The following is a 23,126-nucleotide window of genomic DNA, read 5'->3' as shown; positions in this document are numbered from 1 at the left end:
GTGTCATGCGGTTTTCAGGCTCACCAGCCCATTCAATACCTGATCCAGCCCGCCGAATACCGAAATCCGGTCGATACGCTCGGCTACCCGTTCCAGGGTTTCCAGCTCCTTGAGGCGCAAGGCGGTCGGGTTGTCTTCCATGACCTTGGCGGTGTTGAGCAGCGAACGGGTGGCCGAGGTTTCTTCGCGGCGACGGATCACGTTGGCCTGGGCCGCCTTTTCCGCCTCCACCACCTGCGCCAGCAGGGTCTTCATCTCCCCCGGGAGGATGATGTCGCGCACGCCCAGGCCGCTGACTTCCATGCCGCTGCCCACCAGCTTCTCGGCCAGGTACTGGCTGACCGTGTCGTCGATCAGTTGCTTGTTCTCCAGCAACTCGTCGAGGGTACGCGTGCCCACCGCCGCCCGCAGGCCGAACTGCACCTCGCGGTACAGATGCTCGAGCGGCTTGCTCAGGCTGGCGAAGGCTGTCAGTACGTCGCTGTAGCGCCAGTTGGCCGCCAGGTTCAGGCGCAGGCTGACCTTGTCGCGGGTGAGGATCTCCTGGCCGCTGACTTCCAGCGACTGGATGCGCATGTCGACCATGTCGACGCTCACCTGCCGGTTGAAGCGCCAGAAGCCGTACTGCCCCGCCGGCAGCAACTCGATCACCGCGCCATCGACCTTGAGCACCCCCACATGGAAGGTCGGCACCGGTGCCAGCAGCACCGCATCGATCCCGGCCAGGGTACGGCCGCGCAACTTGGGCTGGCCCAACTGCGCCAGCAGGGCAGGCGCCAGGCGGTAGGTCTCGCTCAGGTCGATGCGCTGCAGGGTCTGCGCGCTCTGGCCCTTCCAGTACAGCTGGCGGCTGCCCGGTGGCAACAGTTCCACCAGCGCGCCATCTTCGTAGCGCAGGCCGACCTGGTCTTCAGCCAGGTCCATGCAGTCGAAGTACTGCGCCACCAGCGCCGGCTCGCTCTGGCGCAGGTAGCCGGCCAGGCGGTGCTCGAAACGCGGAGTATTGAGGCTGAAGGCTTCCACCGTCAGCCGGTTGTGCAGGTCAAAGCGCTTGTGTACGCCCGGTTCCAGGATCGACACGAAGTCGCCCTCGCAAAACAGCAGGCCGCGTTCGTTCTTTTTCACGATAAAGCGCTTGAGCATTTTCATTCTGTCTTTCCCTTTCAATGAATTCCATGGTGCCGGTGCTGCCGATACGCCGAGCGCTGCAAGTGGGGCCCGGGGGGAGGTGCACACGTCGGGACATCAGAGTCCTGTGCCGACCGAGTCCTTCGGTCCGACGTTGCGCCTTGCCCCGGGCCCGGCCAGCAGGCCGGGCGTACCAGCGGTGGCGGGGGCGTCCGTCGCAGAAGTCAGCCATCCTGGCTGCGTGTGCGTTGCCCTCGCCTCACCGGCGGGTGTTACGGGTGTAGCTACCGTGGAGGGTATGTAACGAGTTCTAGGCTCGTTGGCGGCCCCGTCCGGGGTTGCGCCATCGACCGCTCGTTGCGGCGGCGGCATGCACGACACCAACACCAGGGGTGGGCTCGTGCACCGGTGGGGCTGTGAGCCCTTACCCGTTGGCCTGCTTGGCGATGCGGTCGGAAGAGATATTGCGAGGGCCGTGCCAGGTTTTCATTTTCAGGTGAGTTTATTTTTCAAGTAATTGATTTATAGGGATTTTATTTTAAATCAACGCCGCACAAGCGTTTTCGAGGTGGAGCGCAAAGGCCAAATAATCTATATTTTCATCTACTAATTTATCCAAAAAGATAAACCGCATGATCAAGCGCAACGTCGTCATCGGCTTCATCGGCACCACCCTGGACCGCAACGGCAAGGGCGCGACGCGCTGGCAGAAATGGCGCCCCACCGTCGCGCTGTGTCAGCAGCCAGACCTGACCATCGACCGCCTCGAGCTGATACACGGCAAGAGCGAACGCGACCTGGGCCTGGCCCAGCGGCTGCGCGAGGACGTGCTCAGCGTCTCGCCACGCACCGAGGTACGCCTGCACTGCATGGCGCTGCACGACCCATGGGACTTCGAGGAGATGTACGGCGCCCTGCACGACTTCGCCAGCGGCTACACCTTCGATACCGAGCACGAGGACTACCTGGTCCATATCACCACTGGCACCCACGTGGCGCAGATCTGCTGGTTCCTGCTGACCGAAGCACGCTACCTGCCGGCTCGACTGGTACAGACCGCACCCGCACGCGGCAAGGAAGCGACCCGCGACCCGGCCGGCACCAGCACCCTGATCGACCTCGACCTGTCACGCTACGACCACATCGCTTCGCGCTTCCAGCGCGAGCAGGCCCACAGCCTGGCGTTTCTGAAGGCCGGCATTGCCACACGCAACGCGGCCTTCAACCACTCCATCGAACAGATCGAGCGCGTGGCCCTGCGCTCCACGGCGCCGATGCTGCTGGTGGGCCCCACCGGCGCCGGCAAGTCGTTCCTGGCCCGGCGCATCTACGAGCTCAAGCGTACCCGCCATCAACTGGACGGCCGCTTCGTCGAAGTGAACTGCGCCACCTTGCGCGGCGACGGCGCCATGTCGACGCTGTTCGGCCACATCAAAGGCGCGTTCACCGGCGCGCAGAATGCCCGCGACGGCCTGCTGCGCGCGGCCCACGGCGGCATGCTGTTCCTCGATGAAGTCGGCGAACTGGGTGCCGACGAGCAGGCCATGCTGCTCAAGGCCATCGAAGAGAAGCGCTTCTTCCCGCTGGGCTCGGACCGCGAAGTGGAAAGCGACTTCCAGCTGATTGCCGGCACCCACCGCGACCTGCGTGCCCATGTCGCCCAAGGGCTGTTTCGCGAAGATCTGTATGCGCGCATCAACCTGTGGACGTTCGAATTGCCGGGGCTGGCCGGGCGGCGCGAAGACATCGAACCGAACATCGATTTCGAGCTGCAGCGTCACGCCCGCGAACAGGGCCGCAACGTGCGCTTCAATCTCGAAGCCAAGCGCCAGTACCTGGCGTTCGCCCATTCGCCACAGGCGCGTTGGGCCGGCAACTTCCGTGAACTGTCGGCCTCGATCACACGCATGGCCACCCTGGCCGACAGCGGACGTATCGACGAAGCGCTGGTCAACGAAGAAATGGCTCGCCTGCAGCACACCTGGGGGGGCGAGTCGCGCGGCGAGCCGTTGCTCGACGGGCGCGAACTGGACCTGTTCGACCGCCTGCAACTGGAAGCGGTGCTGCGGGTGTGCCGCGACGCCCGCTCACTGTCCGATGCCGGGCGCCAGCTGTTCGCGGTATCGCGTCAGGAGAAGGAAAAACCCAACGACGCCGACCGCCTGCGCAAGTACCTCGCCCGCTTCGAACTGGACTGGCAGCAGGTGCGCGGCTGAGCCGCCATGCTAGACTCCGCACCCCGGCTGCCTGCGCCGGGCATCCCCTCCCCTTCACCGAAAAAGGACTCTCGGCCTTGTCGTTCATGACATCTGCTCGTCTGCACGTTGCCACCCTCAGCCTGTTCACCGCCCTGAGCCTCGCCAGCACCGCCAGCTTCGCCGACGACGCCGAGGCCGAAGCGGTTGCCAAGGGCCGCTGGCAGGGCCTGGCCGGCATGGCCAACCTGTACCTGAACGACGCCACCGCGCAGGAATTCATCGACGCTGGCGACAAGGAAAAGCAAGAGCACGACAACATGGCCGGCGCCCTGGCCTATTACCTGAGCGCCGCGCGCCTGGACCCCAGAAACGCCTACGCTGCGTACCAGGCAGGCGCCGCATTGGCCTCGATGGAGAAGTTCGAACTGGCCGCCGACCTGCTCGAGCAGGCCCGTGAGCGCGGTTTCTGGCAAGCGGTGATCCTGCGTGAGGACGACGAACTGGCAGGCATGAAAGAGACCCCGGCCTACAAGAAGCTGCTGCAGAGCGCCGAGGCCAACTACGCCAGGCAGGCCAAGGATGCGGGGCTGGCCGCATTCAGCATCCCTGAAGGCAAGGCCCCGGCCGGCGGCTGGCCAGTGGTGGTATGGCTGGCCGGTTACGGCACCGAAGGCAGCAAGAGCATCCGCATGCGCGAGGACCTGGTGGGCGAGCGCGCCGTGCTGGTCGCCCTGAACGGCACGCTCAAGCGTGACGCGGGCCAGTTCATGTGGCAGCAGGACTCGGTGGCGCCTACCGAGCAGGCCGTGGCGCTGGCGCTGAAGAATCTGGAGAAGCAGACCAGGATCGATCGCTCGAAAGTCGCGCTGATCGGTTTCTCGCAGGGTGCCGAACATGCGGCGCACCTGCTGGCAGAGTACCCACAGCACTACAGCGGCGCAGTGCTGTTGTCGCCCGGCGGCTTCCGCATTCCGTTCGCCGAGCAGAAGGCCAGGGACAAACGCATCGTGATCGTGCACGGGGCCAAGGAGCATTCGAGCAACCTGGAGCTGACCGCCACCACGCAGAAGGCATTCGAGGGCAGCAACACGGTACAAAGCCACGAGCACGCGGGCGGGCACGCGTTCCAGGCCGACTGGGAGACCGCGTATCGCGGGTACCTGGATTACGCGTTGGGGTTGCAGCCGGCGGGGTGACCTCAAGACCGCGGCGCGGCGTTCGCCAGCAAGGTGATTCCCAGTAGGCGAAGGGGCCCACGCGATCTATCCCAAAGTCCTACAGCACACCTGAAAAAACCAATCTATGCTTCACCCTGAGTTCGACGCCCGAAAGGCTCGACCCTAGAGGGGCTGATATCGACGGACCGGGGCGCCGCAAGCCAATCCCGCTCGACGATCCAGCCCCTCCTTTTCTCCCCTCAGCGCAAGCCCAGCTGTGCGCGCAAATAGTCATACAGGCCCGCCGCACTCTTGCGATAGCCATCGGCCGTCAGGTGCACCAGGTCGCCACGCGCCAGCCCCTGCGCTTGCCATTGCGCAATCGAACATTCCCCCCCCATGTACGCCTGCCAGTCCCAGAACAGCACGTTGGCCTGCCTGGCCACCTGCCGCTGAATCTGCACCACCTGGGGCAACGACTGCGGCCGACGCGCCGAGCAGGCCCGCGCACCGCGCTGCTTGATCGAGTCCGACGGCCCCACCAGCACAATCACCGCACGCGGCTGCAGCCGGCGTATCTGCGCCACGGTACGGGTCAGCTGGTCGCGGTACTGGCCCATGTCCAGGGTATCGTCGAACGCCTCATTGGTGCCGTAGGCCAGGATGATCAGGTCGGGGCGCAAGGCCTTGAGGTTTTCCTGCCAGCCGGCCTGCCATTTCTCCTGCACCTGCAGCCGCGCACCGTTGATGCCCAGTGCCGAGTAGGTCACCCCGGCGTTCTTCTGGCCCTGGATGTACCACCCGCCCAGCACGGTGCCCGGGTGCGCGTTGAGGCTCAGGTCCACCGGCAAGCCAATGCCGTTGAGCAGCGGGCTGAAGCGCCACTGGCCATTGCTCGCCGCCAGCATGACGCGACGCGTCGCGTTCTGCCCGCCACGGGCAGTCAGGCTGCTGTTCTCGCGCGCCTGGTACAGCGCCGAAATCCGATAACGCTGGGCAGTGGGCTCGCGCGCCTCGATGCGCACACCGGGGGTGGCCGCCAGCGGCACCGACAGGTAGCCACCCAACGGGAACTGCTCGCTCTGCTGGTTGCGGGCCGACACCAGGTCCCACTGACGCTTGGCGGTCTTGAGGATCACGTTGTCATAGCGCGTGCCGGGCACCGGCGTGGCCGCCACGAAGCCCATGCCGCCATCGCCATACTGCGCCTGGAACAGGCGGCGCATCTCGCCGCTGAACAGGTCCGCAGCCGTGTGCGAATCGCCGAACTGGACGACAGTGACCGGGGTACGGCTGGCTGTGCGCAGCTTGCCGGCCAGCACTGCGAGGTTGGCATCGCGACCAGGCGCCGCTTTCTGTGGTGCGCTGATCGGGCGCGCGGCCGGTGCGTTGACCGCCGCGACCGGACTGCAGCCTGGCAGCAGGCAGATCAGCGCAGCCAGCGCCAGGAGGTGGTGCGGTCGGCGCATCTCAGTGTCCCGTTACAGTCAGGCCCGGGAAGGCGATCATCGACAGTACCTGCTCGGCGATCAGCTTCTGGCCCGTTGTGGTGAAGTGGATGCCGTCGTCGACACGGGTCTTGACCCGCTTGCCCTGGCTGTTCTGCAGGGTATAGGAGAACTCGTCGGCCTGGTAACCAAGCACCCCGTTGGCCGACACGTAATGCTGCTGGTACAGCTGCGTCTGGCGTTGGTACAGGCCGCTGAGGTAGGCCATGGCCGTCGACAGCCTGGGCTTTTGCATATTCGGCGGGCCAACCCAGATCACCTGCACATTGTGTGCCCGCGCTTCTTCCAGGATCAGATCGATACGCTTGCGGTACAGCGCTTCCCATTCCGGCGACTTGAAGCGCAGGAACGGCTTGCCCTTGGATTCAGGCATGTCCCATGGATCGTTGGGCCCCAAAAACACCACCATCAGGCGAATCTTCGGCTGGCCCTGCAGGGTCGTGGCGACCGTTTGCGGCCAGTTGAAAAAACCAGGGTAGGCCAGGCCGGTGCTCTGCCGGCTGAGGTTGACGCTCTTGATCTGATAGCGCTTGAGCAAGGTGTTGGCCAGGTGCGGCGCCACGCCCTGCATCAGCGAGTCGCCCACCAGGAACACTTCGTCCCCCGCGGCCAGGCTCACCGCTTTGGGCAATTGGCCCGGCACCAATGATGGCGGGGCCGGCGGCGTGGCGACCTTCACCGGCTGCGGCACCCACTGTTCAGGCGACGGCACGGGTGCCACGGCGGGCTCGGCCGGCACCGTCGCAAACGGGTGCGCCACATCCACCGTGACCACCGGCAGGTTGGGCGCCAACGCCACGGTAGGCACCCCGTCAGCCTGGGCCAGCAGGGTCTGGCGCTCGAGGCTGTCGATGAAGGTGCTGCGCGCCTCGCCCAGGGCCAGGGTCAGGTTGCCCCCCAGGCGCCACGCCGGGCTCTGCCCGATCACCGGCAACTCGCAGCTCTGGTGGTACTTCTGCTGGCAATACAGGCTGATGGAGTTCTGGTTAAGCCAGAACAGCAGCAGCGTGGTCACCAGGATCGCGTACAAGGCCTTGGCGGCGCCTATCTGCACAGTGAACAACTCGCCGGAACTAGAAGCTCGCATAGATAAAACCCGGTACGCCTGATTGCGATGCAAAGATGACCAAGGAAACGAACAACCCCAACGGGATCGGGTACAACTGCCATGGCAGCCGGCTGCTTGCGGCCAAGCCCCGGCGCAACAGCGCCAGCACCTGCGGGTAGACCACGATGTACAGCACGCACCCCAGCAGCATCATGCCCGTACGGCTGAACAACCCGTCCAGGCTCAGTGCGCCGATGCCGGCAAGCATGTCCAGCGCATCGTCCAGGCTCGCGCTGCGAAAGAAGATCCAGGCAAATGCCACATAATGGAACGTCAGCAGACGCGCCAGCACATCGGCACCCGGCCAGCGCATCGGCTGTGGCAGCACGTAGGTCGAGGCCTTGTACAGCGCCAGGCCCACGCCGTGCAGCGCCCCCCCAGATAATGAAGTTCAGGCTCGCCCCGTGCCACAGCCCGGACACCAGCATGGCCAGCAGCATGTTCAGGTTGCCGCGCCACACGCCCTGGCGATTGCCCCCCAGCGGGATGTACACGTAATCGCGAATGAAGGTCGACAGGCTGATGTGCCAGCGCCCCCAGAACTCCTTGAGGTTGCGCGCCGCGTAAGGGGCATTGAAGTTATCCGGCAGCTTGAAGCCCAGCAACAACGCGACACCGGTCACCAGGTTGGTGTAGCCGCTGAAGTTCAGGTAGATCAGCAAGCTGTAGCCATACACGCTCAGCAGCACCTGTTCGGCGCTGTGCCCGCTGGGGGTCTCGAACACCGGGTCGACCCACTCGCTGCCTAGCCAGGCACTGAAAAAGAACAGCTTGACCACCGCCAGCGCGATCAACCCCAGCGCCCGCTGTGGCTCCAGCACCTGACGGATCTGTGCCGGGCGAATCTGCGGCAGCATGTGCGCGGCGCGATTGACCGGGCCCGCGACCAGGCTGGGAAAGAAGGCCAGGTAAAGGGCCAGGTCCAGCGGCGCGGCGGGTGCCATCTCGCGGCGGTTGATCGACACCAGGTAGCTGACCGAATGAAAGGTGTAGAACGACAGGCCGATCGGCAGCAGCACTTCAAGCACCGGCAACGAGACATCCAGCCCAAGGTCCGCCAGCGCGGCCTGGACGCCACCGACGAAGAATTCCTGGTACTTGAAGATATAAAAGCAGCCCAGCACCAGCAGCAACACCATCAGGTAAGTGAAACGTCGCCCCGGATAACGCGCACTGAACAGCCCCAGCAGGTACACCAGCAGGGTGTAGCCCAGCAGGATGTACAGCGAATTGAAGCTGAAGCTTGCCACCAGCGCATAACTGCCGGCCAGCAACAGGGTGTTCTGCAGCCGAACACTCCAGCACAGGCTCCAGTAGACCAGGAAAAACAGTGTGAAGCTGAGGCCGAACTCGATCGAAAGAAAGCTCACAACGTAGTCCATTACGCGACATCGGAAGGGGAGGCTTGCCTGGGGATGAACCGCAGCGCAGAGCGGGCGCGATTATGGCAGACAGCCACGAGCCTCCACAATGCAAGGGATGTAGGAAAATCAAGTCTGTTCCTACAACGTTTATGCAACAGAATGCGACGAAAGATCTCGGCAGCTGATTTGCTCCCCCTGCCCTGCTCTGCTAGTGTCGCGCCGTTCAAACCGCCACCAGAGACAGCCGCCATGGCCCGAAAAAAAAGCCGCCATTGATTTCGAGCAATCCCTCGCCGACCTCCAAGCCCTGGTCGAGCGCCTGGAGAACGGCGAACTGTCGCTGGAAGACTCGCTGACCGCCTTCGAGCAGGGCATCGGCCTGACCCGCGATTGCCAGAGCGCCCTGACCCAGGCCGAACAGAAGGTCCAGGTACTGCTGGAACGCGACGGCGAGCTGCGCGCCGAGCCCTTCGACGCGGAACAGCCGGAATGATCGCCGCCTACCAGGCCCGCTGCCAGGCCCAGGTGGACGCCGCACTGGAACACCTTTTCACCCCCCCTTCGAGCGAGCTCACACGCCTGTACGCCGCCATGCGCTACAGCGTGATGAACGGTGGCAAGCGCGTGCGCCCGCTGCTGGCCTATGCCGCCTGCGAGGCGCTGGGCGCCCCGGCCGAACAGGCCAACGGCGCGGCCTGTGCAGTGGAGCTGATCCACGCCTATTCGCTGGTGCACGACGACCTGCCGGCGATGGACGACGACGACCTGCGCCGCGGCCAGCCGACCACCCACAAGGCGTTCGACGAAGCCTGTGCGATCCTGGCCGGCGACGGCTTGCAGAGCCTGGCCTTCAGTGCCCTGCTCGATGCGCAGTTGAGCGCGCTCAATGATGCGATCCGCTTGAGCATGGTGCAGGCGCTGGCACTGGCCGCAGGCCCCGCCGGCATGGTCGGCGGCCAGGCCATCGACCTGGGCTCGGTGGGCCTCAAGCTCGACCAGACTGCACTTGAGTTCATGCATCGGCACAAGACCGGCGCGCTGATCGAAGCCAGCGTGAAGCTGGGTGCGCTGGCCAGTGCGCGCGCCAGTGCCGAGCAGCTCGAGGCCCTGCAGCAATACGCCCGGGCCATCGGCCTGGCGTTCCAGGTGCAGGACGACATTCTGGATGTCGAGAGCGACACCGCGACCCTGGGCAAACGCCAGGGTGCCGACATTGCCCGCGACAAACCGACCTACCCGGCCCTGCTCGGGCTGGACGCGGCCAAGGCCTATGCGCTGGAACTGCGCGACCTGGCGCTTGCTGCGCTGGACGGGTTCGACGACAAGGCAGAGCCGTTGCGGGCCTTGGCGCGGTATATCGTCGAACGTAAGAGCTGAGTCGCCTGTTCCGACCCCTTCGCTGGCAAGCCAGCTCCCGCAGGGCCCTGCACCGGTCTTGTGGGCGCTGGCTTGCCAGCGAAGGGGGTCACATTTACCTCAATGGGCAGCCTTCACCGCAATAAGGTAAACTGCCGCCTCATCACACCTATAACGATTCGCCTGATGCCCACGACGTTTCAAGAGATCCCCCGCGAACGCCCGGTCACGCCGCTGCTTGACCGTGCCGATACGCCAGCCGGCCTGCGTCGTCTGGCCGAAGCCGACCTGGAGCGACTGGCCGACGAACTGCGCCAGGAGCTGCTCTATAGCGTTGGCCAGACCGGCGGGCACTTCGGTGCCGGCCTGGGCGTCATCGAACTGACGATCGCCCTGCACTACGTCTTCGACACCCCGGACGACCGGCTGGTGTGGGATGTGGGGCACCAGGCCTATCCGCACAAGATCCTCACCGGCCGGCGCGAGCGCATGCACAGCCTGCGCCAGAAGGACGGCCTGGCCGCCTTCCCGCGCCGCGCCGAGAGCGAGTACGACACCTTTGGCGTCGGCCACTCCAGCACCTCGATCAGCGCTGCGCTGGGCATGGCCATCGCCGCCCGCCTGCACAACGAGGACCGCAAGTCCATCGCGGTGATCGGCGACGGCGCGCTCACTGCCGGCATGGCTTTCGAGGCGCTGAACCACGCCCAGGAAGTCAACGCCGACATGCTGGTGATCCTCAACGACAACGACATGTCGATTTCGCGCAACGTCGGGGGCCTCTCCAACTACCTGGCCAAGATCCTCTCCAGCCGTACCTACGCGAGCATGCGCGAGGGCAGCAAGAAAGTGCTGTCGCGCCTGCCCGGCGCCTGGGAAATCGCCCGTCGCACCGAAGAGTACGCCAAGGGCATGCTGGTACCCGGCACCCTGTTCGAAGAGCTGGGCTGGAACTATATCGGCCCGATCGACGGCCACGACCTGCCGACCCTGATCGCTACCCTGCGCAACATGCGTGACCTCAAGGGCCCGCAGTTCCTGCACGTGGTGACCAAGAAGGGCAAGGGCTTCGCCCCGGCCGAGGTCGACCCGATCGGCTATCACGCCATTACCAAGCTCGAACCGCTGGATGCCCCGGCTGCCGCCCCGAAAAAGGCAGGTGGGCCGAAGTACTCTGCCGTGTTCGGCCAATGGCTGTGCGACATGGCGGCTGCCGACGAGCGCCTGGTGGGCATCACGCCAGCGATGAAGGAAGGCTCGGACCTGGTGGCGTTCAGCGAGCGCTATCCTGCCCGCTACTTCGACGTTGCGATTGCCGAACAGCACGCCGTGACCCTGGCGGCCGGCATGGCCTGCGAAGGCGCCAAGCCGGTAGTGGCGATCTATTCGACCTTCCTGCAGCGTGCCTACGACCAACTGATCCACGACGTTGCCGTACAGAACCTCGATGTGCTGTTTGCCATCGACCGCGCCGGCCTGGTCGGCGAAGACGGCCCGACCCACGCCGGCAGCTTCGACCTGTCGTTCCTGCGCTGCATCCCCGGCATGCTGGTGATGACCCCGAGCGACGAGAACGAACTGCGCAAGATGCTCAGCACCGGCCACCTGTACAACGGCCCTGCGGCGGTGCGCTACCCGCGCGGCAGCGGGCCGAACGCAGTCATCGACAGCGACCTGGCGCCGCTCGACATCGGCAAGGGCGTGGTGCGCCGCCAGGGCAGCAAGGTCGCCCTGCTGGTGTTCGGCGTGCAGTTGGCCGAGGCGCTGAAGGTCGGCGAAACGCTGAACGCCAGCGTGGTCGACATGCGCTTCGTCAAGCCACTGGACGAGGCCCTGGTACGTGAGCTGGCGGGTAGTCACGACCTGCTGGTGACAATCGAGGAGAACGCCATCATGGGTGGCGCAGGGGCTGCGGTCAGCGAGTTCCTGGCCCGTGAGGGCATGCTCAAGCCGGTGTTGCACCTGGGCTTGCCGGATATGTATGTGGAGCACGCCAAGCCGGCGCAGATGCTGGCCGAGTGCGGGCTGGATGCTGCCGGGATCGACGCTTCGGTGCGTCAGCGGATGCAACTGCTGGGGCTTTAGGCCCCTTTCGCCAGCAAGGCTGGCTCCTGCCTGCAGGAGCCAGCCTTGCTGGCGAAAGCCACATCAGCCCAGCTGACGTGGCACGCGGTACAGGTAGAGGATGACCACGCTGGAGATCGCCAGCAAAATCTGCGGCACCCCTTCCAGCCCCACGAACACCGACAATGCAGCGACCCACGCCGGCAGGCAGGCGAACAGCATCGCCAGGCGGCGCACTCGCGCCAGCTCGATCCACGCGGCTGGCTCTTCGGCGCTGTTCAGTGCTTTTTCGGTGGCGATCAACGCCCGCTTGTAAGCGCTGAAGCGCGGCAGGCTGAAGAACATCGACGCCACGCCAGCCAGGAACACCGGCATCGCCAGCAACGCAATGCGCGTCATGCTTGAACCAAACGCCCAACCGAGCACCACCAGGGGCACCAGCGCAATGGCCAGGTGCTGCCACCACGCGAATGCCAGGCGCCGTTTGACCTGGCCGCGGGTCACGCCCGACCGGCCTCGCCCTGGTGCTCATTGCCCATCATGTGGCCGAGCTTGCCGGCCTTGGTGGCCAGGTAGTGCTTGTTGTGCGGGTTGTGCCCGGTGTGCAGCGGCACGCGCTCAGCCACCGCAATACCCATGGCGGTCAGCGCCTTGACCTTGCGCGGGTTGTTGGTCATCAGACGCAGCGCGGTGACGCCCAGGTGCGCCAGCATCGGCTGGCACATGGCGTAGTCACGCTGGTCGGCGGCGAAGCCCAGGCGCTCGTTGGCCTCGACCGTGTCGGCGCCGCCATCTTGCAGCTCATAGGCGCGGATCTTGTTCAGCAGGCCGATACCGCGCCCTTCCTGACGCAGGTACAACAGCACGCCGCGGCCTTCGCGGGCAATCGCCTGCAGCGCCGCTTCAAGCTGCGAACCGCAGTCGCAACGCTGGCTGAACAAGGCATCGCCGGTCAGGCATTCGGAATGCAGGCGCCCCAGTACCGGCTCACCATCGGCAACATCACCCAGGCTGAGCACGACGTGCTCGCGACCGGTGGCTTCATCGAGAAAACCATGCATGGTGAAGGTGGCAAAAGGGGTAGGCAGCTTGGAAGCGGCAACAAAGACGACGGGCACCTTGTGCTCCTGATCAGTAACGTGAAATTTGACGTGGGGCGATTGTACCAGCAGCGCGTAGCCGCTGCTTAGGCTGAATTCTTGGAGCAACAGATCGAGAAGTTCGATACTGCTAGCGCACCGTGCCGGCCGCCTCGAACGGATAGGGCTGCTTCCAGCGCGCAAAAATCTCGCGCAGGGCGCCGCTGGCGATCAGTTCGTCCATGCGTCGGTCAAACAGTTCCATGATCGCCACAGCCTGATCGGTCCTGGCAAACGCCAGGTACAGCGGCAGTTCGCCAAGGTGGGTGCGACGATAGCGCGCCGGGTCACTGGCCTGGGCGTGCACGTAATTCACTTCGGTTTGCGCATCGATGTAGAAGTCCACGCGCTTGCGCTCCAGCATCGGCAGGATGCCTTCGCGCCGTTGCACCTCGCGAAACTCCTTCACGTTGGACAGGTAATGCTGATAGTCGTAGCCACGCACCCACGACAGTTTGTAGCGCCCCAGCGTATCGAGCGTGGGCACCGGACTGCTGGCCAGCCCCAGCGCATAGATGTGGTCGCTGTCGAACGCGTGGCGCGGGTACAGGTAATCGTCGCTTTCCTCATGGTAGGACCCCACCCAGGCATCCGCCTCGGCCCGCTTGACCAGGCCTACCGCACGGCTATACGGCACGCTGAGCACCTGCACCTTGACCCCGGCCGGCTCGAACACCTTGCGCAACACGTCCCAGGCCAGCCCGCTGCCATCGGCATTGGTGTAGTCCAGCCACTCCTCACTGGCCAGGCGCACAGTCGTCGGCACTGCTACCGGCTCGGCCGCTCGGGCAGCGCCGGCAACCAGCAGCCACATCAGCAATACCACTCGCCATCCGCGCATCCACCCCTCCGTCAGGTGAAACACCATACCAATCCCTGCATGCCCAGCCAGGCGAACACGCCGGCCAGCACATCGTCGAGCATGATGCCGAAACCGCCGTGCACATGCCGGTCGACCCAACGGATCGGCCACGGCTTGAGGATGTCGAAGAAGCGGAACATCAGGAAGCCCGCCAACAACCATAGCCAACCTTCCGGCACCAGCCAGAGGGTTATCCACATGCCGACCATTTCGTCCCAGACGATACCCTCGTGATCATGCACGCGCAGGTCATCGGCCACCTTGCCGCACAACCATACGCCAAACAGCATGGTCAGCCCGAGCATCAGCCAGTAGCCCCAGTCGGGCAGCATCTGCCACAGCGGGATGAACGGCACGGCCACCAGCGAGCCCCAGGTGCCGGGCGCCTTGGGCAAGGTACCGGAGCCGAAGCCGAAGGCCAGGAAATGCCACGGGTTGCGCCAAACCGAAGGCGGCACGTTTTCCGCTGGCACCTGGTTGGGGTGATCGGTCACGGTGTCTCCCTAAAATGTTGGTAGCCCCGCGACTGCGGGGTGATGTCTGCGCCCGTGCGGTCATGCAGGCTGACGCCGCTGCCGGCCTCGACCCGACCGACCACATGCACCGGCCAGCCGGCAGCCTGCAGGTCAGCCAGGTGCGCGGGCGCCAAGGTGAAGGCAAGCACATAGTCGTCGCCACCGGCCAGCGCCGCCTGGCGCGCACCAGCCAGCCCCATGAACCCCACCAGCGCGGGGCTCAGCGGCAGGCGCTCGAGTTCGACGGCAAGCGCCACGCCCGACGCCGCGGCGATATGCCCGCAGTCGGCCAGCAGGCCATCGGAAATATCCAGCGCCGCACTGGCCTTGCCCCGCAGCGCCTGGCCCAGCGCCAGTTGCGGCGACGGTGACCAGTAATGCGCCAGCAAGGGCTCGGCCTGCGCGGGGTCGGTCTGGCGCTCGCCCAGCACCAGCGCCAGGGCACCGGCGGCATTGCCCAACTCGCCGCCCACGCACAGCAGGTCACCGGGGCGCGCACCGGCGCGGGTCAGGGCCTGGCCCGCGGGCACCCGCCCGAAGACGGTCATGGTCAGGCTCAGCGGGCCACGCGTGGTATCGCCCCCCACCAGGCTCAGGCCGCAGTGCAGGGCCATGCGGCTCAAACCCTGGGCATAGGCTTGCAGCCAGTCGGCGCGCACCTCGGGCAGGGTCAGGGCAAGGGTAAAGGCAATCGGGGTGGCGCCCATGGCCGCCAGGTCACTGGCGGCCACCGCCAGCGAGCGCTGGCCGAGCAACAGCGGATCGCAGACAGCCGGGAAGTGTACCCCGGCCACCAGCGTATCGGTGGACACGGCCAGCTGCTCGCCGGCCGGCAAGGCCAGCAAGGCGCAATCGTCGCCGATCCCCAGGGCGACCCCGTCGCCGGCCTGCGCACAGGGCGCGGCGGCGAAGTAGTGGCGGATCAGCTCGAATTCACCCATGGGCAGGCAGCGCCGGAATCAGCGCTTGAACGCCTTCACTTCGGCTTCGCGCAGCCGTGGTGCCAGCTTGTCGAGCACACCGTTGACGAACTTGTGCCCGTCGGTGGCGCCGTACACCTTGGCCAGCTCGATACCTTCGTTGATGACCACGCGGTACGGTACGTCGACGCGCTTGAGCAGCTCCCAGGTGGACAGGCGCAGCACCGACAGCTCGACCGGGTCGAGCTCTTCGAGCACGGTGTCCAGGCAAGGCGCCAGGGCCTTGTCGATCTCGTCGCGAATGGCCGGCACGCCGTGCAGGATCTCGCGGAAGTAGGCACCGTCGACATCGGTGAAATCGTTATCGACCCGGAACTGCGCCTCGATCTCGTTCAGCGAGTGCTTGGCCATGTGCCATTGGTACAGGGCCTGGGTCGCGAGCTTGCGGGCTTCGCGACGCTTGGCGCTCTTGGATGGCTTGCCAGCGTCCGCAGGTTTTGGATCGCGCGGGTTGAAACGATCGCTTTCGTCGCTAATCACTTGGCCTCCAACTGCGCCAGCAGGCTGACCATTTCCAGGGCGGACAGGGCAGCTTCGGCGCCCTTGTTGCCGGCCTTGGTGCCGGAGCGCTCGATGGCCTGCTCGATCGAATCGACCGTCAGCACGCCGAAGGCAACCGGTACGCCGAACTCCATGGACACCTGGGCCAGGCCCTTGGTGCACTCGCCCGCCACGTACTCGAAGTGCGGGGTACCACCACGGATCACGGCGCCCAGGGCGATGATCGCGGCGTACTCGCTCTGCTGGGCGACCTTCTGTGCCACCAGCGGAATCTCGAACGCGCCAGGAGCGCGGATGATGGTGATGTCGCTTTCGCTCACGCCGTGGCGAACCAGGGCATCAACGGCACCGCTTACCAGGCTTTCGACGACGAAGCTGTTGAAGCGGCCAACCACCAAAGCGTAGCGACCTTTGGGGGCAATGAAGGTACCTTCGATGGTCTTCAGGGACATTGCGGGGTTCTCATCTTAAAGAGCCAGGCCGCAAACGGTGCGGCCTGTGGGAGTTTTGTTCCGAATCGACAGCGGGAAACAACCCCTGCTTTATTCGGAGGGCACGTATTCTACAACTTCCAGATCGAATCCGGATATCGCATTGAACTTCATTGGCGAACTCATCAGGCGCATCTTGCGCACGCCGAGGTCACGCAGGATCTGCGAACCGGCGCCCACCGTGCTGTAGGTGGTCGGCGTCTTGGCCTGCACATTGTCGCCGGCGCTCTCGCGGATATGCGCCAGCAGCACGTCGCCGTCCAGCGGGTGACCGAGCAGCAGCACCACACCGCTGCCGGCCTCTGCCACGGCGCTCATGGCGGCGCGCAGGCTCCAGCGGCCAGGCTGCTTGACCAGCAGCAGGTCGCGCAGCGGGTCCATGTTATGCACCCGTACCAGGGTCGGCTCTTCGGCGCAGATCTTGCCCAGGGTCAGTGCCATGTGCACGTCGCCTTCAACCGAATCGCGGTAGGTGACCAGGTTGAACTGGCCCAGTTCGCTGTCCAGCGGCTGCTCGGAAATCCGCTGAATGGTACGTTCGTGGATCATGCGGTAGTGGATCAGGTCGGCGATGGTGCCGATCTTGATGTTGTGCTCGGCGGCGAACACTTCGAGCTCGGCGCGACGCGACATGGTGCCGTCGTCGTTCATCACTTCGCAGATCACCCCGCTCGGTTCGAAACCGGCCATGCGCGCCAGGTCGCAGGCAGCCTCGGTGTGGCCGGCACGTGCCAGCGTACCGCCCGGCTGGGCCATCAGCGGGAAGATGTGGCCGGGGCTGACGATGTCTTCGGCCTTGGCATCCTTGGCGGCGGCCGCTTGCACGGTGCGCGCACGGTCAGCGGCGGAGATGCCGGTGGTGACGCCTTCGGCCGCTTCGATCGAAACGGTGAACTTGGTACCGAAACCGGAGCCGTTGCGTGGCGCCATCAATGGCAGCTTGAGCAGCTCGCAGCGCTCGCGCGACATTGGCATGCAGATCAGCCCGCGGGCGTGCTTGGCCATGAAGTTGATGTGTTCGGGCTTGCAGCACTCGGCGGCCATGATCAGGTCGCCTTCGTTCTCGCGGTCTTCGTCATCCATCAGGATGACCATTTTGCCCTGGCGGATGTCTTCGACCAGTTCTTCGATGCTGTTGAGCGCCACGCGGCACCCCCTTCTAAATCAGGATTTCAGGTAGCCATTGGCGGCCAGGAAACTTTCGGTGATGCCACCCTTGCCCGACTCGGCAGCCTTGTCGCCCAGCAACAGGCGCTCCAGGTAGCGGGCCAGCAGGTCGACCTCAAGGTTGACCCGACGCCCGGAGCGGTAGTCGGCCATGATGGTTTCGGCGAGGGTGTGCGGCACGATGGTGAGCTCGAATTCGGCGCCATCGACCTGATTGACCGTCAGGCTGGTGCCGTCGACGGTGATCGAGCCCTTGTGGGCGATGTACTTGGCAAGCTCGGCCGGCGCGCGCAGGCGGAACTGGATGGCGCGTGCGTTATCGCTGCGCGAGATGACTTCGCCGACACCGTCGACGTGGCCGCTGACCAGGTGGCCACCGAGGCGGCTGCTGGGGGTCAGGGCTTTTTCCAGGTTGACCCGGCTGCCCACCTTGAAGTCGGCGAACGCAGTGCAGTCCAGGGTTTCACGGCTGACATCAGCCCAGAAACCGTCGCCGGGCAGTTCCACTGCGGTCAGGCACACGCCGTTGACGGCAATGCTGTCGCCGAGCTTCACATCATCCAGGTCGAGCTTGCCGGTTTCGACATACACCCGCACATCGCCGCCTTTGGGGGTGAGTGAACGGATGCTGCCGATGGATTCGATAATGCCGGTAAACATGAGTCCTCCTCGAGAACAGGCCGCGCAAGGCGCAAGCCGCGAATTATACGCCGGGCGCAGGCACAGGGATGGCAGTGACCCGCCAGTCATCGCCTACCGCACGCATTTCAGTGATGTGGAGCGCCTGCGCCTCGCTCATTCTGGCCAAAGGCCAGTCGAGCAGCGGGCGGGCGCTGGAGCCGAGAAACTTGCCGGCGATGAAGATCTGGTATTCGTCCACCAGGCCCAGTTGCGCGAATGCACCGGCCAGGCGCGGCCCGGCTTCGACCAGCACTTCGCTGGCGCCGCGCCGGGCCAGCTCGCGCAGCAGCGCCGGCAGGTCGACCCGACCCTCGGCGCCGGGCAGGCTCAGCAGCTCGTGACCGGCCGCCGCATAGCGTGGGTCGAGCGCCGCTGCAGTGACCACCAGCGCCGGGCCGGCCTGGAAGAAGGCGGCGTCCAGCGGCAGGCGCAGGCGCCCGTCGATCAGTACGCGCAGCGGCGGGCGGGCCAGCGCCAGCGCGGTGGTGTGTGCATCCAGGCCCAGTTCGTCGGCGCGCACGGTCATGCGTGCGTTGTCGGCCATTACGCTTTCGGCACTGCTGAGCACGATGCTCGAACGGGCGCGCAAGCGCTGCACCGCCGAGCGCGCGGCCGGGCCGGTGATCCACTGGCTTTCGCCGCTGGCCATGGCCGTACGCCCGTCCAGGCTCATCGCCAGCTTCACCCGCACGTACGGCAGGCCGTGTTCCATGCGTTTGAGAAAGCCTGGGTTGAGGGCACGGGCTTCGGCCTCCAGCACGCCGCTGGCGACCTCGATGCCGACATCGGCCAGGCGCTTGAGGCCCTGCCCGGCCACTTGCGGATTGGGGTCCTGCATGGCCGCGACCACCCGCGCCACGCCCGCCTGCACCAGCGCCTCGGCGCACGGCGGCGTGCGCCCGTGGTGGCTGCAGGGTTCAAGGGTGACGTAGGCACAGGCGCCGCGCGCCAGCTCGCCGGCCTGGCGCAACGCATGCACCTCGGCATGCGGCTCACCGGCGCGCACGTGCCAGCCTTCGCCGACCACCTGGCCGTCGCGCACGATCACGCAGCCGACCCGCGGGTTGGGATGGGTGGAGTACAGGCCCTGGCGCGCCAGTTCCAGGGCGCGGGCCATGTAGTGGGCGTCGAGCACGGCGCGTTCGCTGGGCCCGCTCACGGCTTGGCCGGCTCGCGGGCCAGGCGGTCGATCTCTTCGCGGAACTCGTCGAGGTCCTGGAAACGTCGGTACACCGAGGCGAAGCGAATATAGGCGACTTCGTCGAGCTTTTGCAGCTCGCCCATCACCAGTTCGCCGACGACCAGCGACTTGACCTCACGCTCGCCGGTGGCGCGCAGTTTGTGCTTGATATGGGCCAACGCCGCTTCCAGGCGCTCGACGCTCACCGGGCGCTTCTCCAGCGCACGCTGCATGCCGGCACGCAGTTTTTCTTCGTCGAAGGGCTGACGGCTGCCGTCCTGCTTGATCAGCCGGGGCAGGACCAGTTCGGCGGTCTCGAAGGTGGTGAAGCGCTCACCGCAGGCCACGCATTCGCGGCGGCGGCGCACTTGCTCGCCCTCGGCAACCAGTCGCGAGTCGATGACCTTGGTGTCGTTGGCACCGCAGAAGGGACAGTGCATGGTGGCAGGCAACAAAAAAAGGGAGGGCCATGGTAGCGCATCCCACTGGCAAGACAAGCCAAAGGGGTTACCATCCAGTGAGGAAATATCCCCCCGAAGGAATTCACCATGCCATTTAGAGCGCTCGTTGTGCTCAGTTTCGCCGCGTTGCTGGCGGCGTGCAGCAGCGATGAACCCAGGCCGGTACTGGCCCCCAAGGCCCCTGTGGCGGCCAAGCAGCCGGCAGCACCCGCGCCGTTGCCGGCCTATCAGCGCGAAATCAGCGGCACCCTGCTCGGCATCCCGTCGGGCGCCCAGGTCGAGCTGGCGCTGCTGGTGATCGACGAACGCGGTCGCCCGCAACGCCTGCTGGCCAGCAGCAACCTGAACGCCAATGGCCAGGACCTGCCGTTCCAGCTGCGTTTCAACCCCGAAGTGTTCCCTGCCGGCGCCCGCGTGGAGTTGCGTGGGCGCGCCAGCCAGTCGGGGCAGTTGATCCTGCACCTGCCGCCGCTGGCCGTGGCCGGCCCGCAAACCCAGGACACCGGCCCGCTGCGTTTCGAAAAGGCACCGTGAGCGCACCTGCGCACCTGCAGCAGGCCTTGAGCGAACTGCTGGGCGATGCCCGGCTGGTGGTCAGCGAGTTGCCGGCCTGCGCGCTGAAGTTGTGGCTGATCGACGCACAGAACATGGACCGCGCCTTCAGCCCCGAGGAAACCCGACGCATCCTGCACGAACCGCCCTACTGGGGGTTCTGCTGGGCCAGCGGCCTGGCCATGGCGCGCTACCTGGCCGAACGCCCCGACTGGGTGGCGGGCAAGCGCGTGCTGGACTTCGGCGCGGGGTCAGGCATTGCCGGCATCGCCGCGGCGCGTGCCGGGGCACTTGAGGTGGTGGCGTGCGACCTCGACCCGCTGGCGCTGCAGGCCTGCCGCGCGAATGCCGCGCTCAACCAGGTGCAACTGAGCTACTCGAGTGATTTCTTTGCCGAGGCTGATCGCTTCGACCTGGTGCTGGTGGCCGATGTGCTCTACGACCGTGCCAACCTGCCACTGCTCGATGCGTTCCTCAGCCGTGGGCGCCAGGCACTGGTAGCCGACTCGCGGGTACGTGATTTTCGTCACCCGCTGTACCGCCAGCTCGACACCTTGCACGCGCTGACCCTGCCCGACCTGGCAGAACCCCGTGAATTCCGCCAGGTGAGCCTGTACCACGCCAGCCGCAGCGCTTTATAGTGATGCCATTCAAGGATTTGCGAGAGTCGCGATGAGCCAGGAAACCCCGTACATCTTCAACGCCACCAGCACCGACTTCGATCAGTCGGTGATCCAGAACTCCTTCGTCAAGCCCGTGCTCGTCGACTTCTGGGCCGACTGGTGCGCACCGTGCAAAGTGCTGATGCCGCTGCTGGAGAAAATCACCGCCGACTATCAGGGCGAGCTGCTGCTGGCCAAGATCAATTGTGATATCGAGCAGGACATCGTGGCGCGCTTCGGCATCCGCAGCCTGCCGACCGTGGTGCTGTTCAAGGACGGCCAGCCGGTGGACGGCTTTGCCGAGGCACGCCCGGAATCGGAAATCCGCGCGATGCTCGAACCCCATGTGCAGATGCCGCCACCGGCAGCGGCCGACCCACTGGTACTGGCGCAGGGGCAGTTTGGCGAAGGGCGCTTCAGCGAGGCCGAAGCCACCCTCAAGGCGCTGCTGGGCGAAGACAACAGCAACGCCGCTGCATTGATCCTTTATGCCCGCTGCCTGGCTGAGCGTGGCGAGCTGGGTGAAGCGCAGGCCGTGCTGGATGCGGTCAAGAGTGATGAGCACAAGGCGGCGCTGGCCGGTGCCAAGGCGCAGCTCACATTCCTCAGGCAGGCCGCCAGCCTGCCGGATGTCGCCGACCTGAAGTCGCGCCTGGCGCAGAACGCCGAGGACGACGAGGCGGCGTACCAGCTGGCGATACAGCAGCTGTCGCGCCAGCAGTACGAGGCCGCACTCGAAGGCCTGCTGAAGCTGTTCAAGCGCAATCGTGGCTACGAGGGCGGGTTGCCGCACAAGACCTTGCTGCAGGTATTCGACCTGCTGGGCAACGACCATGCGCTGGTGCTTGAGTACCGTCGCAAGCTGTTTGCCGCATTGTATTGAACATCGCCGGGCTGCCCTGCAGCCCTTCGCTGGCAAGCCAGCTCCCACAGTGTTCTCCACTGCCCTCAAGCGCAACCTGGTGCCTGTGGGAGCTGGCTTGCCAGCGAAAGGCGCGACGCGGTGTTTCAGCCGACCCAGTGATACACCGGCGCATCCGCCCCGCTTTCCACCTTCACATCCGCACTATGGCGCAGGCGCACCAGCAGACGCTTACCCGCTGCCGTATTGCCCGCCAACCCTTCCAGCGCCTCCAGCAACGCAGGCCCGTCGAGCTGCCCGGCCGTGCGCAGCACCTCGCGCGCCGCCTGCCACAGCGCATCGTCCGGCCGCGCTGACGCCGCCACCGGCGTCGCACTCACCCCCGCCGCTGCCGGGGCCTGCGCCAACTGCCCACCCAACTGGGCCCACTCATGGGGTTCCAGTTCCACGCTCAAATCCACCGGCCACTCGCCGATGTGTCCACGAATACGCACGTTCGCATCCTCCACTCGATCAGGCGCCCATGCTCCCACGAAGTTTCATCCAGCGACACTGGTGCGCAGCCGACAAGTTGTTATAACATTTCGAAACTCTTTCAGCGCCTTCCGGAGCTCTGCCCATGCGTCGCCTGCTGCTTGCCTTGCCGTTCGCCCTGCTGCCCCTGAGTCTGGCTTATGCCCACGACGATCATGACCATGACCACGCGCACGGCAGCCTGGGCGCCCATGAACATGGCGTCGCTCACCTGAACGTGGCACTCGACGGCAATGCCCTGGAACTGGAGCTAGACAGCCCGGCCATGAACCTGGTGGGCTTCGAGCACCCCGCCACCTCCGTCGCCGACAAGGCCAAGGTCGCAGCCGTGCGCGTGCAGCTGGAACAACCGCTGGCGCTGTTCGGCCTGGCCGAGGCTGCCGGTTGCAGCGAAACCGACCAGGAACTGGAAAGCCCGCTGTTTGGCGACAAGCCGGCCCACGACGAAGACGGCGACGAACACGATCACGACCACAGCGACATCAATGCCCATTACAAGTTTGAGTGCGCCACCCCGGCCCAGCTCACCCGCCTGGACCTGACGCCGCTGTTCAAGGCCTTCCCGGCCACGCAGAAAATCCAGCTGCAACTGGTCGGCCCCACTGGCCAGAAGGGCGTGGAACTCACCCCGACCAACGCCGCGATCAGTTTCTGAG

At 65.5% G+C, this 23,126-nt stretch carries 25 protein-coding genes; 9 read left to right on the top strand and 16 right to left on the bottom strand.

Going from position 1 to position 23,126, the window contains the following annotated elements; all coding sequences use genetic code 11:
- Positions 1-3: 3 nt before the first annotated feature.
- On the bottom strand, positions 4-1,149 hold the full coding sequence (locus KUO17_RS06400; RefSeq protein ID WP_217974352.1) for a slipin family protein: 1,146 nt from the start codon (positions 1,147-1,149) through the stop codon (positions 4-6).
- Positions 1,150-1,763: 614 nt separating this feature from the next.
- On the opposite strand from KUO17_RS06400, the gene rtcR reads away from it, so the two are divergent.
- Together rtcR and KUO17_RS06390 are read left to right on the top strand one after the other, a co-directional pair.
- Entirely contained in the window at positions 1,764-3,344 is a 1,581-nt protein-coding gene (gene rtcR / locus KUO17_RS06395) for an RNA repair transcriptional activator RtcR (protein WP_217974391.1), read from the top strand.
- Between the two features lie 86 nt (positions 3,345-3,430).
- Positions 3,431-4,522: an alpha/beta hydrolase gene (locus KUO17_RS06390; RefSeq protein WP_255263445.1), complete on the top strand. Its 1,092-nt coding sequence runs from the start codon at positions 3,431-3,433 to the stop codon at positions 4,520-4,522.
- A gap of 221 nt (positions 4,523-4,743) precedes the next feature.
- Here KUO17_RS06390 and KUO17_RS06385 read toward each other — a convergent pair whose 3' ends face one another.
- From KUO17_RS06385 to KUO17_RS06375, 3 genes are read right to left on the bottom strand one after another with little or no spacing between them, the layout of a single operon-like run.
- Positions 4,744-5,952: an SGNH/GDSL hydrolase family protein gene (locus KUO17_RS06385; protein WP_217974348.1), complete on the bottom strand. Its 1,209-nt coding sequence runs from the start codon at positions 5,950-5,952 to the stop codon at positions 4,744-4,746.
- Between the two features lies 1 nt (position 5,953).
- The gene (locus tag KUO17_RS06380) at positions 5,954-7,078 is read right to left on the bottom strand and encodes a DUF459 domain-containing protein (RefSeq protein ID WP_217974347.1); all 1,125 of its coding nucleotides are present in this window, start codon (positions 7,076-7,078) and stop codon (positions 5,954-5,956) included.
- Entirely contained in the window at positions 7,036-8,469 is a 1,434-nt protein-coding gene (locus KUO17_RS06375; protein WP_341869586.1) for an MBOAT family O-acyltransferase, read from the bottom strand. Before KUO17_RS06375 ends, KUO17_RS06380 begins: the two co-directional genes overlap by 43 nt.
- 205 nt (positions 8,470-8,674) lie before the next feature.
- Here KUO17_RS06375 and KUO17_RS06370 point away from each other — a divergent pair, with 205 nt between their 5' ends.
- The 3 genes from KUO17_RS06370 to dxs all read left to right on the top strand — a co-directional run bounded on the left by KUO17_RS06370 (position 8,675) and on the right by dxs (position 11,904).
- Positions 8,675-8,956, top strand: coding sequence for an exodeoxyribonuclease VII small subunit (locus KUO17_RS06370; RefSeq protein ID WP_217974345.1), 282 nt, complete (start codon positions 8,675-8,677; stop codon positions 8,954-8,956).
- On the top strand, positions 8,953-9,840 hold the full coding sequence (ispA, locus tag KUO17_RS06365) for a (2E,6E)-farnesyl diphosphate synthase (RefSeq protein ID WP_217974344.1): 888 nt from the start codon (positions 8,953-8,955) through the stop codon (positions 9,838-9,840). Before KUO17_RS06370 ends, ispA begins: the two co-directional genes overlap by 4 nt.
- Positions 9,841-10,005: 165 nt before the next feature.
- The gene (dxs, locus tag KUO17_RS06360; RefSeq protein ID WP_217974342.1) at positions 10,006-11,904 is read left to right on the top strand and encodes a 1-deoxy-D-xylulose-5-phosphate synthase; all 1,899 of its coding nucleotides are present in this window, start codon (positions 10,006-10,008) and stop codon (positions 11,902-11,904) included.
- A 63-nt stretch (positions 11,905-11,967) separates the two neighbouring features.
- Here dxs and KUO17_RS06355 read toward each other — a convergent pair whose 3' ends face one another.
- From KUO17_RS06355 to nrdR, 11 genes are all read right to left on the bottom strand, one after another.
- Positions 11,968-12,387: an MFS transporter gene (locus KUO17_RS06355; RefSeq protein WP_217974340.1), complete on the bottom strand. Its 420-nt coding sequence runs from the start codon at positions 12,385-12,387 to the stop codon at positions 11,968-11,970.
- A complete protein-coding gene (ribA, locus tag KUO17_RS06350) occupies positions 12,384-13,001 on the bottom strand; it encodes a GTP cyclohydrolase II (protein WP_217974338.1) in 618 nt (205 codons plus the stop codon). The genes KUO17_RS06355 and ribA overlap by 4 nt, the downstream gene beginning before the upstream one ends.
- 112 nt (positions 13,002-13,113) lie before the next feature.
- Positions 13,114-13,863, bottom strand: a complete 750-nt coding sequence (locus tag KUO17_RS06345; RefSeq protein WP_217974336.1) for a substrate-binding periplasmic protein — start codon at positions 13,861-13,863, stop codon at positions 13,114-13,116.
- An 11-nt stretch (positions 13,864-13,874) separates the two neighbouring features.
- Positions 13,875-14,378, bottom strand: a complete 504-nt coding sequence (locus tag KUO17_RS06340) for a phosphatidylglycerophosphatase A family protein (RefSeq protein ID WP_217974334.1) — start codon at positions 14,376-14,378, stop codon at positions 13,875-13,877.
- Positions 14,375-15,340 carry a thiamine-phosphate kinase gene (gene thiL / locus KUO17_RS06335; RefSeq protein WP_217974333.1) on the bottom strand — a complete coding sequence of 322 codons (966 nt, stop codon included), beginning with the start codon at positions 15,338-15,340 and terminating at the stop codon, positions 14,375-14,377. The genes KUO17_RS06340 and thiL overlap by 4 nt, the downstream gene beginning before the upstream one ends.
- 18 nt (positions 15,341-15,358) lie before the next feature.
- On the bottom strand, positions 15,359-15,859 hold the full coding sequence (nusB, locus tag KUO17_RS06330) for a transcription antitermination factor NusB (protein ID WP_217974331.1): 501 nt from the start codon (positions 15,857-15,859) through the stop codon (positions 15,359-15,361).
- Entirely contained in the window at positions 15,856-16,332 is a 477-nt protein-coding gene (ribH, locus tag KUO17_RS06325) for a 6,7-dimethyl-8-ribityllumazine synthase (RefSeq protein WP_043861893.1), read from the bottom strand. Before ribH ends, nusB begins: the two co-directional genes overlap by 4 nt.
- A gap of 90 nt (positions 16,333-16,422) precedes the next feature.
- A complete protein-coding gene (gene ribBA / locus KUO17_RS06320) occupies positions 16,423-17,517 on the bottom strand; it encodes a bifunctional 3,4-dihydroxy-2-butanone-4-phosphate synthase/GTP cyclohydrolase II (RefSeq protein ID WP_217974329.1) in 1,095 nt (364 codons plus the stop codon).
- Positions 17,518-17,535: 18 nt separating this feature from the next.
- Positions 17,536-18,198, bottom strand: a complete 663-nt coding sequence (locus KUO17_RS06315) for a riboflavin synthase (RefSeq protein ID WP_217974327.1) — start codon at positions 18,196-18,198, stop codon at positions 17,536-17,538.
- A gap of 43 nt (positions 18,199-18,241) precedes the next feature.
- A complete protein-coding gene (gene ribD / locus KUO17_RS06310) occupies positions 18,242-19,336 on the bottom strand; it encodes a bifunctional diaminohydroxyphosphoribosylaminopyrimidine deaminase/5-amino-6-(5-phosphoribosylamino)uracil reductase RibD (RefSeq protein WP_217974390.1) in 1,095 nt (364 codons plus the stop codon).
- 38 nt (positions 19,337-19,374) lie between these two features.
- Positions 19,375-19,839: a transcriptional regulator NrdR gene (nrdR, locus tag KUO17_RS06305; RefSeq protein WP_217974326.1), complete on the bottom strand. Its 465-nt coding sequence runs from the start codon at positions 19,837-19,839 to the stop codon at positions 19,375-19,377.
- Positions 19,840-19,947: 108 nt separating this feature from the next.
- On the opposite strand from nrdR, the gene KUO17_RS06300 reads away from it, so the two are divergent.
- From KUO17_RS06300 to trxA, 3 genes are read left to right on the top strand one after another with little or no spacing between them, the layout of a single operon-like run.
- Positions 19,948-20,394, top strand: coding sequence for a YbaY family lipoprotein (locus tag KUO17_RS06300; protein WP_217974324.1), 447 nt, complete (start codon positions 19,948-19,950; stop codon positions 20,392-20,394).
- The gene (locus KUO17_RS06295) at positions 20,391-21,053 is read left to right on the top strand and encodes a class I SAM-dependent methyltransferase (protein ID WP_217974323.1); all 663 of its coding nucleotides are present in this window, start codon (positions 20,391-20,393) and stop codon (positions 21,051-21,053) included. Before KUO17_RS06300 ends, KUO17_RS06295 begins: the two co-directional genes overlap by 4 nt.
- Positions 21,054-21,084: 31 nt before the next feature.
- Complete coding sequence (gene trxA, locus KUO17_RS06290) at positions 21,085-21,957, top strand: thioredoxin (protein WP_217974321.1); 873 nt, start codon at positions 21,085-21,087, stop codon at positions 21,955-21,957.
- Between the two features lie 125 nt (positions 21,958-22,082).
- Here the strand turns inward: trxA and KUO17_RS06285 are convergent, their stop codons facing one another.
- On the bottom strand, positions 22,083-22,430 hold the full coding sequence (locus KUO17_RS06285; protein ID WP_217974319.1) for a hypothetical protein: 348 nt from the start codon (positions 22,428-22,430) through the stop codon (positions 22,083-22,085).
- Between the two features lie 125 nt (positions 22,431-22,555).
- On the opposite strand from KUO17_RS06285, the gene KUO17_RS06280 reads away from it, so the two are divergent.
- Positions 22,556-23,125, top strand: coding sequence for a DUF2796 domain-containing protein (locus KUO17_RS06280; protein WP_217974317.1), 570 nt, complete (start codon positions 22,556-22,558; stop codon positions 23,123-23,125).
- The last annotated feature ends 1 nt before the right edge of the window (position 23,126 follow it).

This window comes from Pseudomonas aegrilactucae, from assembly GCF_019168305.1.
Lineage (GTDB): Bacteria > Pseudomonadota > Gammaproteobacteria > Pseudomonadales > Pseudomonadaceae > Aquipseudomonas > Aquipseudomonas aegrilactucae.
The sequence above is the reverse complement of the archived record's forward strand: the minus strand, read 5'-3'. Positions and strand labels throughout refer to the sequence as shown.

Bases quoted from the DNA above. Each gene is read 5' to 3' on its own strand.
- KUO17_RS06400 (WP_217974352.1), bottom strand. From the start codon at position 1,149: ATGAAAATGCTCAAGCGCTTTATCGTGAAAAAGAACGAACGCGGCCTG.
- KUO17_RS06390 (WP_255263445.1), top strand. From the start codon at position 3,431: ATGACATCTGCTCGTCTGCACGTTGCCACCCTCAGCCTGTTCACCGCC.
- KUO17_RS06385 (WP_217974348.1), bottom strand. From the start codon at position 5,952: ATGCGCCGACCGCACCACCTCCTGGCGCTGGCTGCGCTGATCTGCCTG.
- KUO17_RS06380 (WP_217974347.1), bottom strand. From the start codon at position 7,078: ATGCGAGCTTCTAGTTCCGGCGAGTTGTTCACTGTGCAGATAGGCGCC.
- ispA (WP_217974344.1), top strand. From the start codon at position 8,953: ATGATCGCCGCCTACCAGGCCCGCTGCCAGGCCCAGGTGGACGCCGCA.
- dxs (WP_217974342.1), top strand. From the start codon at position 10,006: ATGCCCACGACGTTTCAAGAGATCCCCCGCGAACGCCCGGTCACGCCG.
- KUO17_RS06345 (WP_217974336.1), bottom strand. From the start codon at position 13,863: ATGCGCGGATGGCGAGTGGTATTGCTGATGTGGCTGCTGGTTGCCGGC.
- thiL (WP_217974333.1), bottom strand. From the start codon at position 15,340: ATGGGTGAATTCGAGCTGATCCGCCACTACTTCGCCGCCGCGCCCTGT.
- ribH (WP_043861893.1), bottom strand. From the start codon at position 16,332: ATGTCCCTGAAGACCATCGAAGGTACCTTCATTGCCCCCAAAGGTCGC.
- KUO17_RS06315 (WP_217974327.1), bottom strand. From the start codon at position 18,198: ATGTTTACCGGCATTATCGAATCCATCGGCAGCATCCGTTCACTCACC.
- ribD (WP_217974390.1), bottom strand. From the start codon at position 19,336: ATGGCCCGCGCCCTGGAACTGGCGCGCCAGGGCCTGTACTCCACCCAT.
- nrdR (WP_217974326.1), bottom strand. From the start codon at position 19,839: ATGCACTGTCCCTTCTGCGGTGCCAACGACACCAAGGTCATCGACTCG.
- KUO17_RS06300 (WP_217974324.1), top strand. From the start codon at position 19,948: ATGCCATTTAGAGCGCTCGTTGTGCTCAGTTTCGCCGCGTTGCTGGCG.
- trxA (WP_217974321.1), top strand. From the start codon at position 21,085: ATGAGCCAGGAAACCCCGTACATCTTCAACGCCACCAGCACCGACTTC.
- KUO17_RS06280 (WP_217974317.1), top strand. From the start codon at position 22,556: ATGCGTCGCCTGCTGCTTGCCTTGCCGTTCGCCCTGCTGCCCCTGAGT.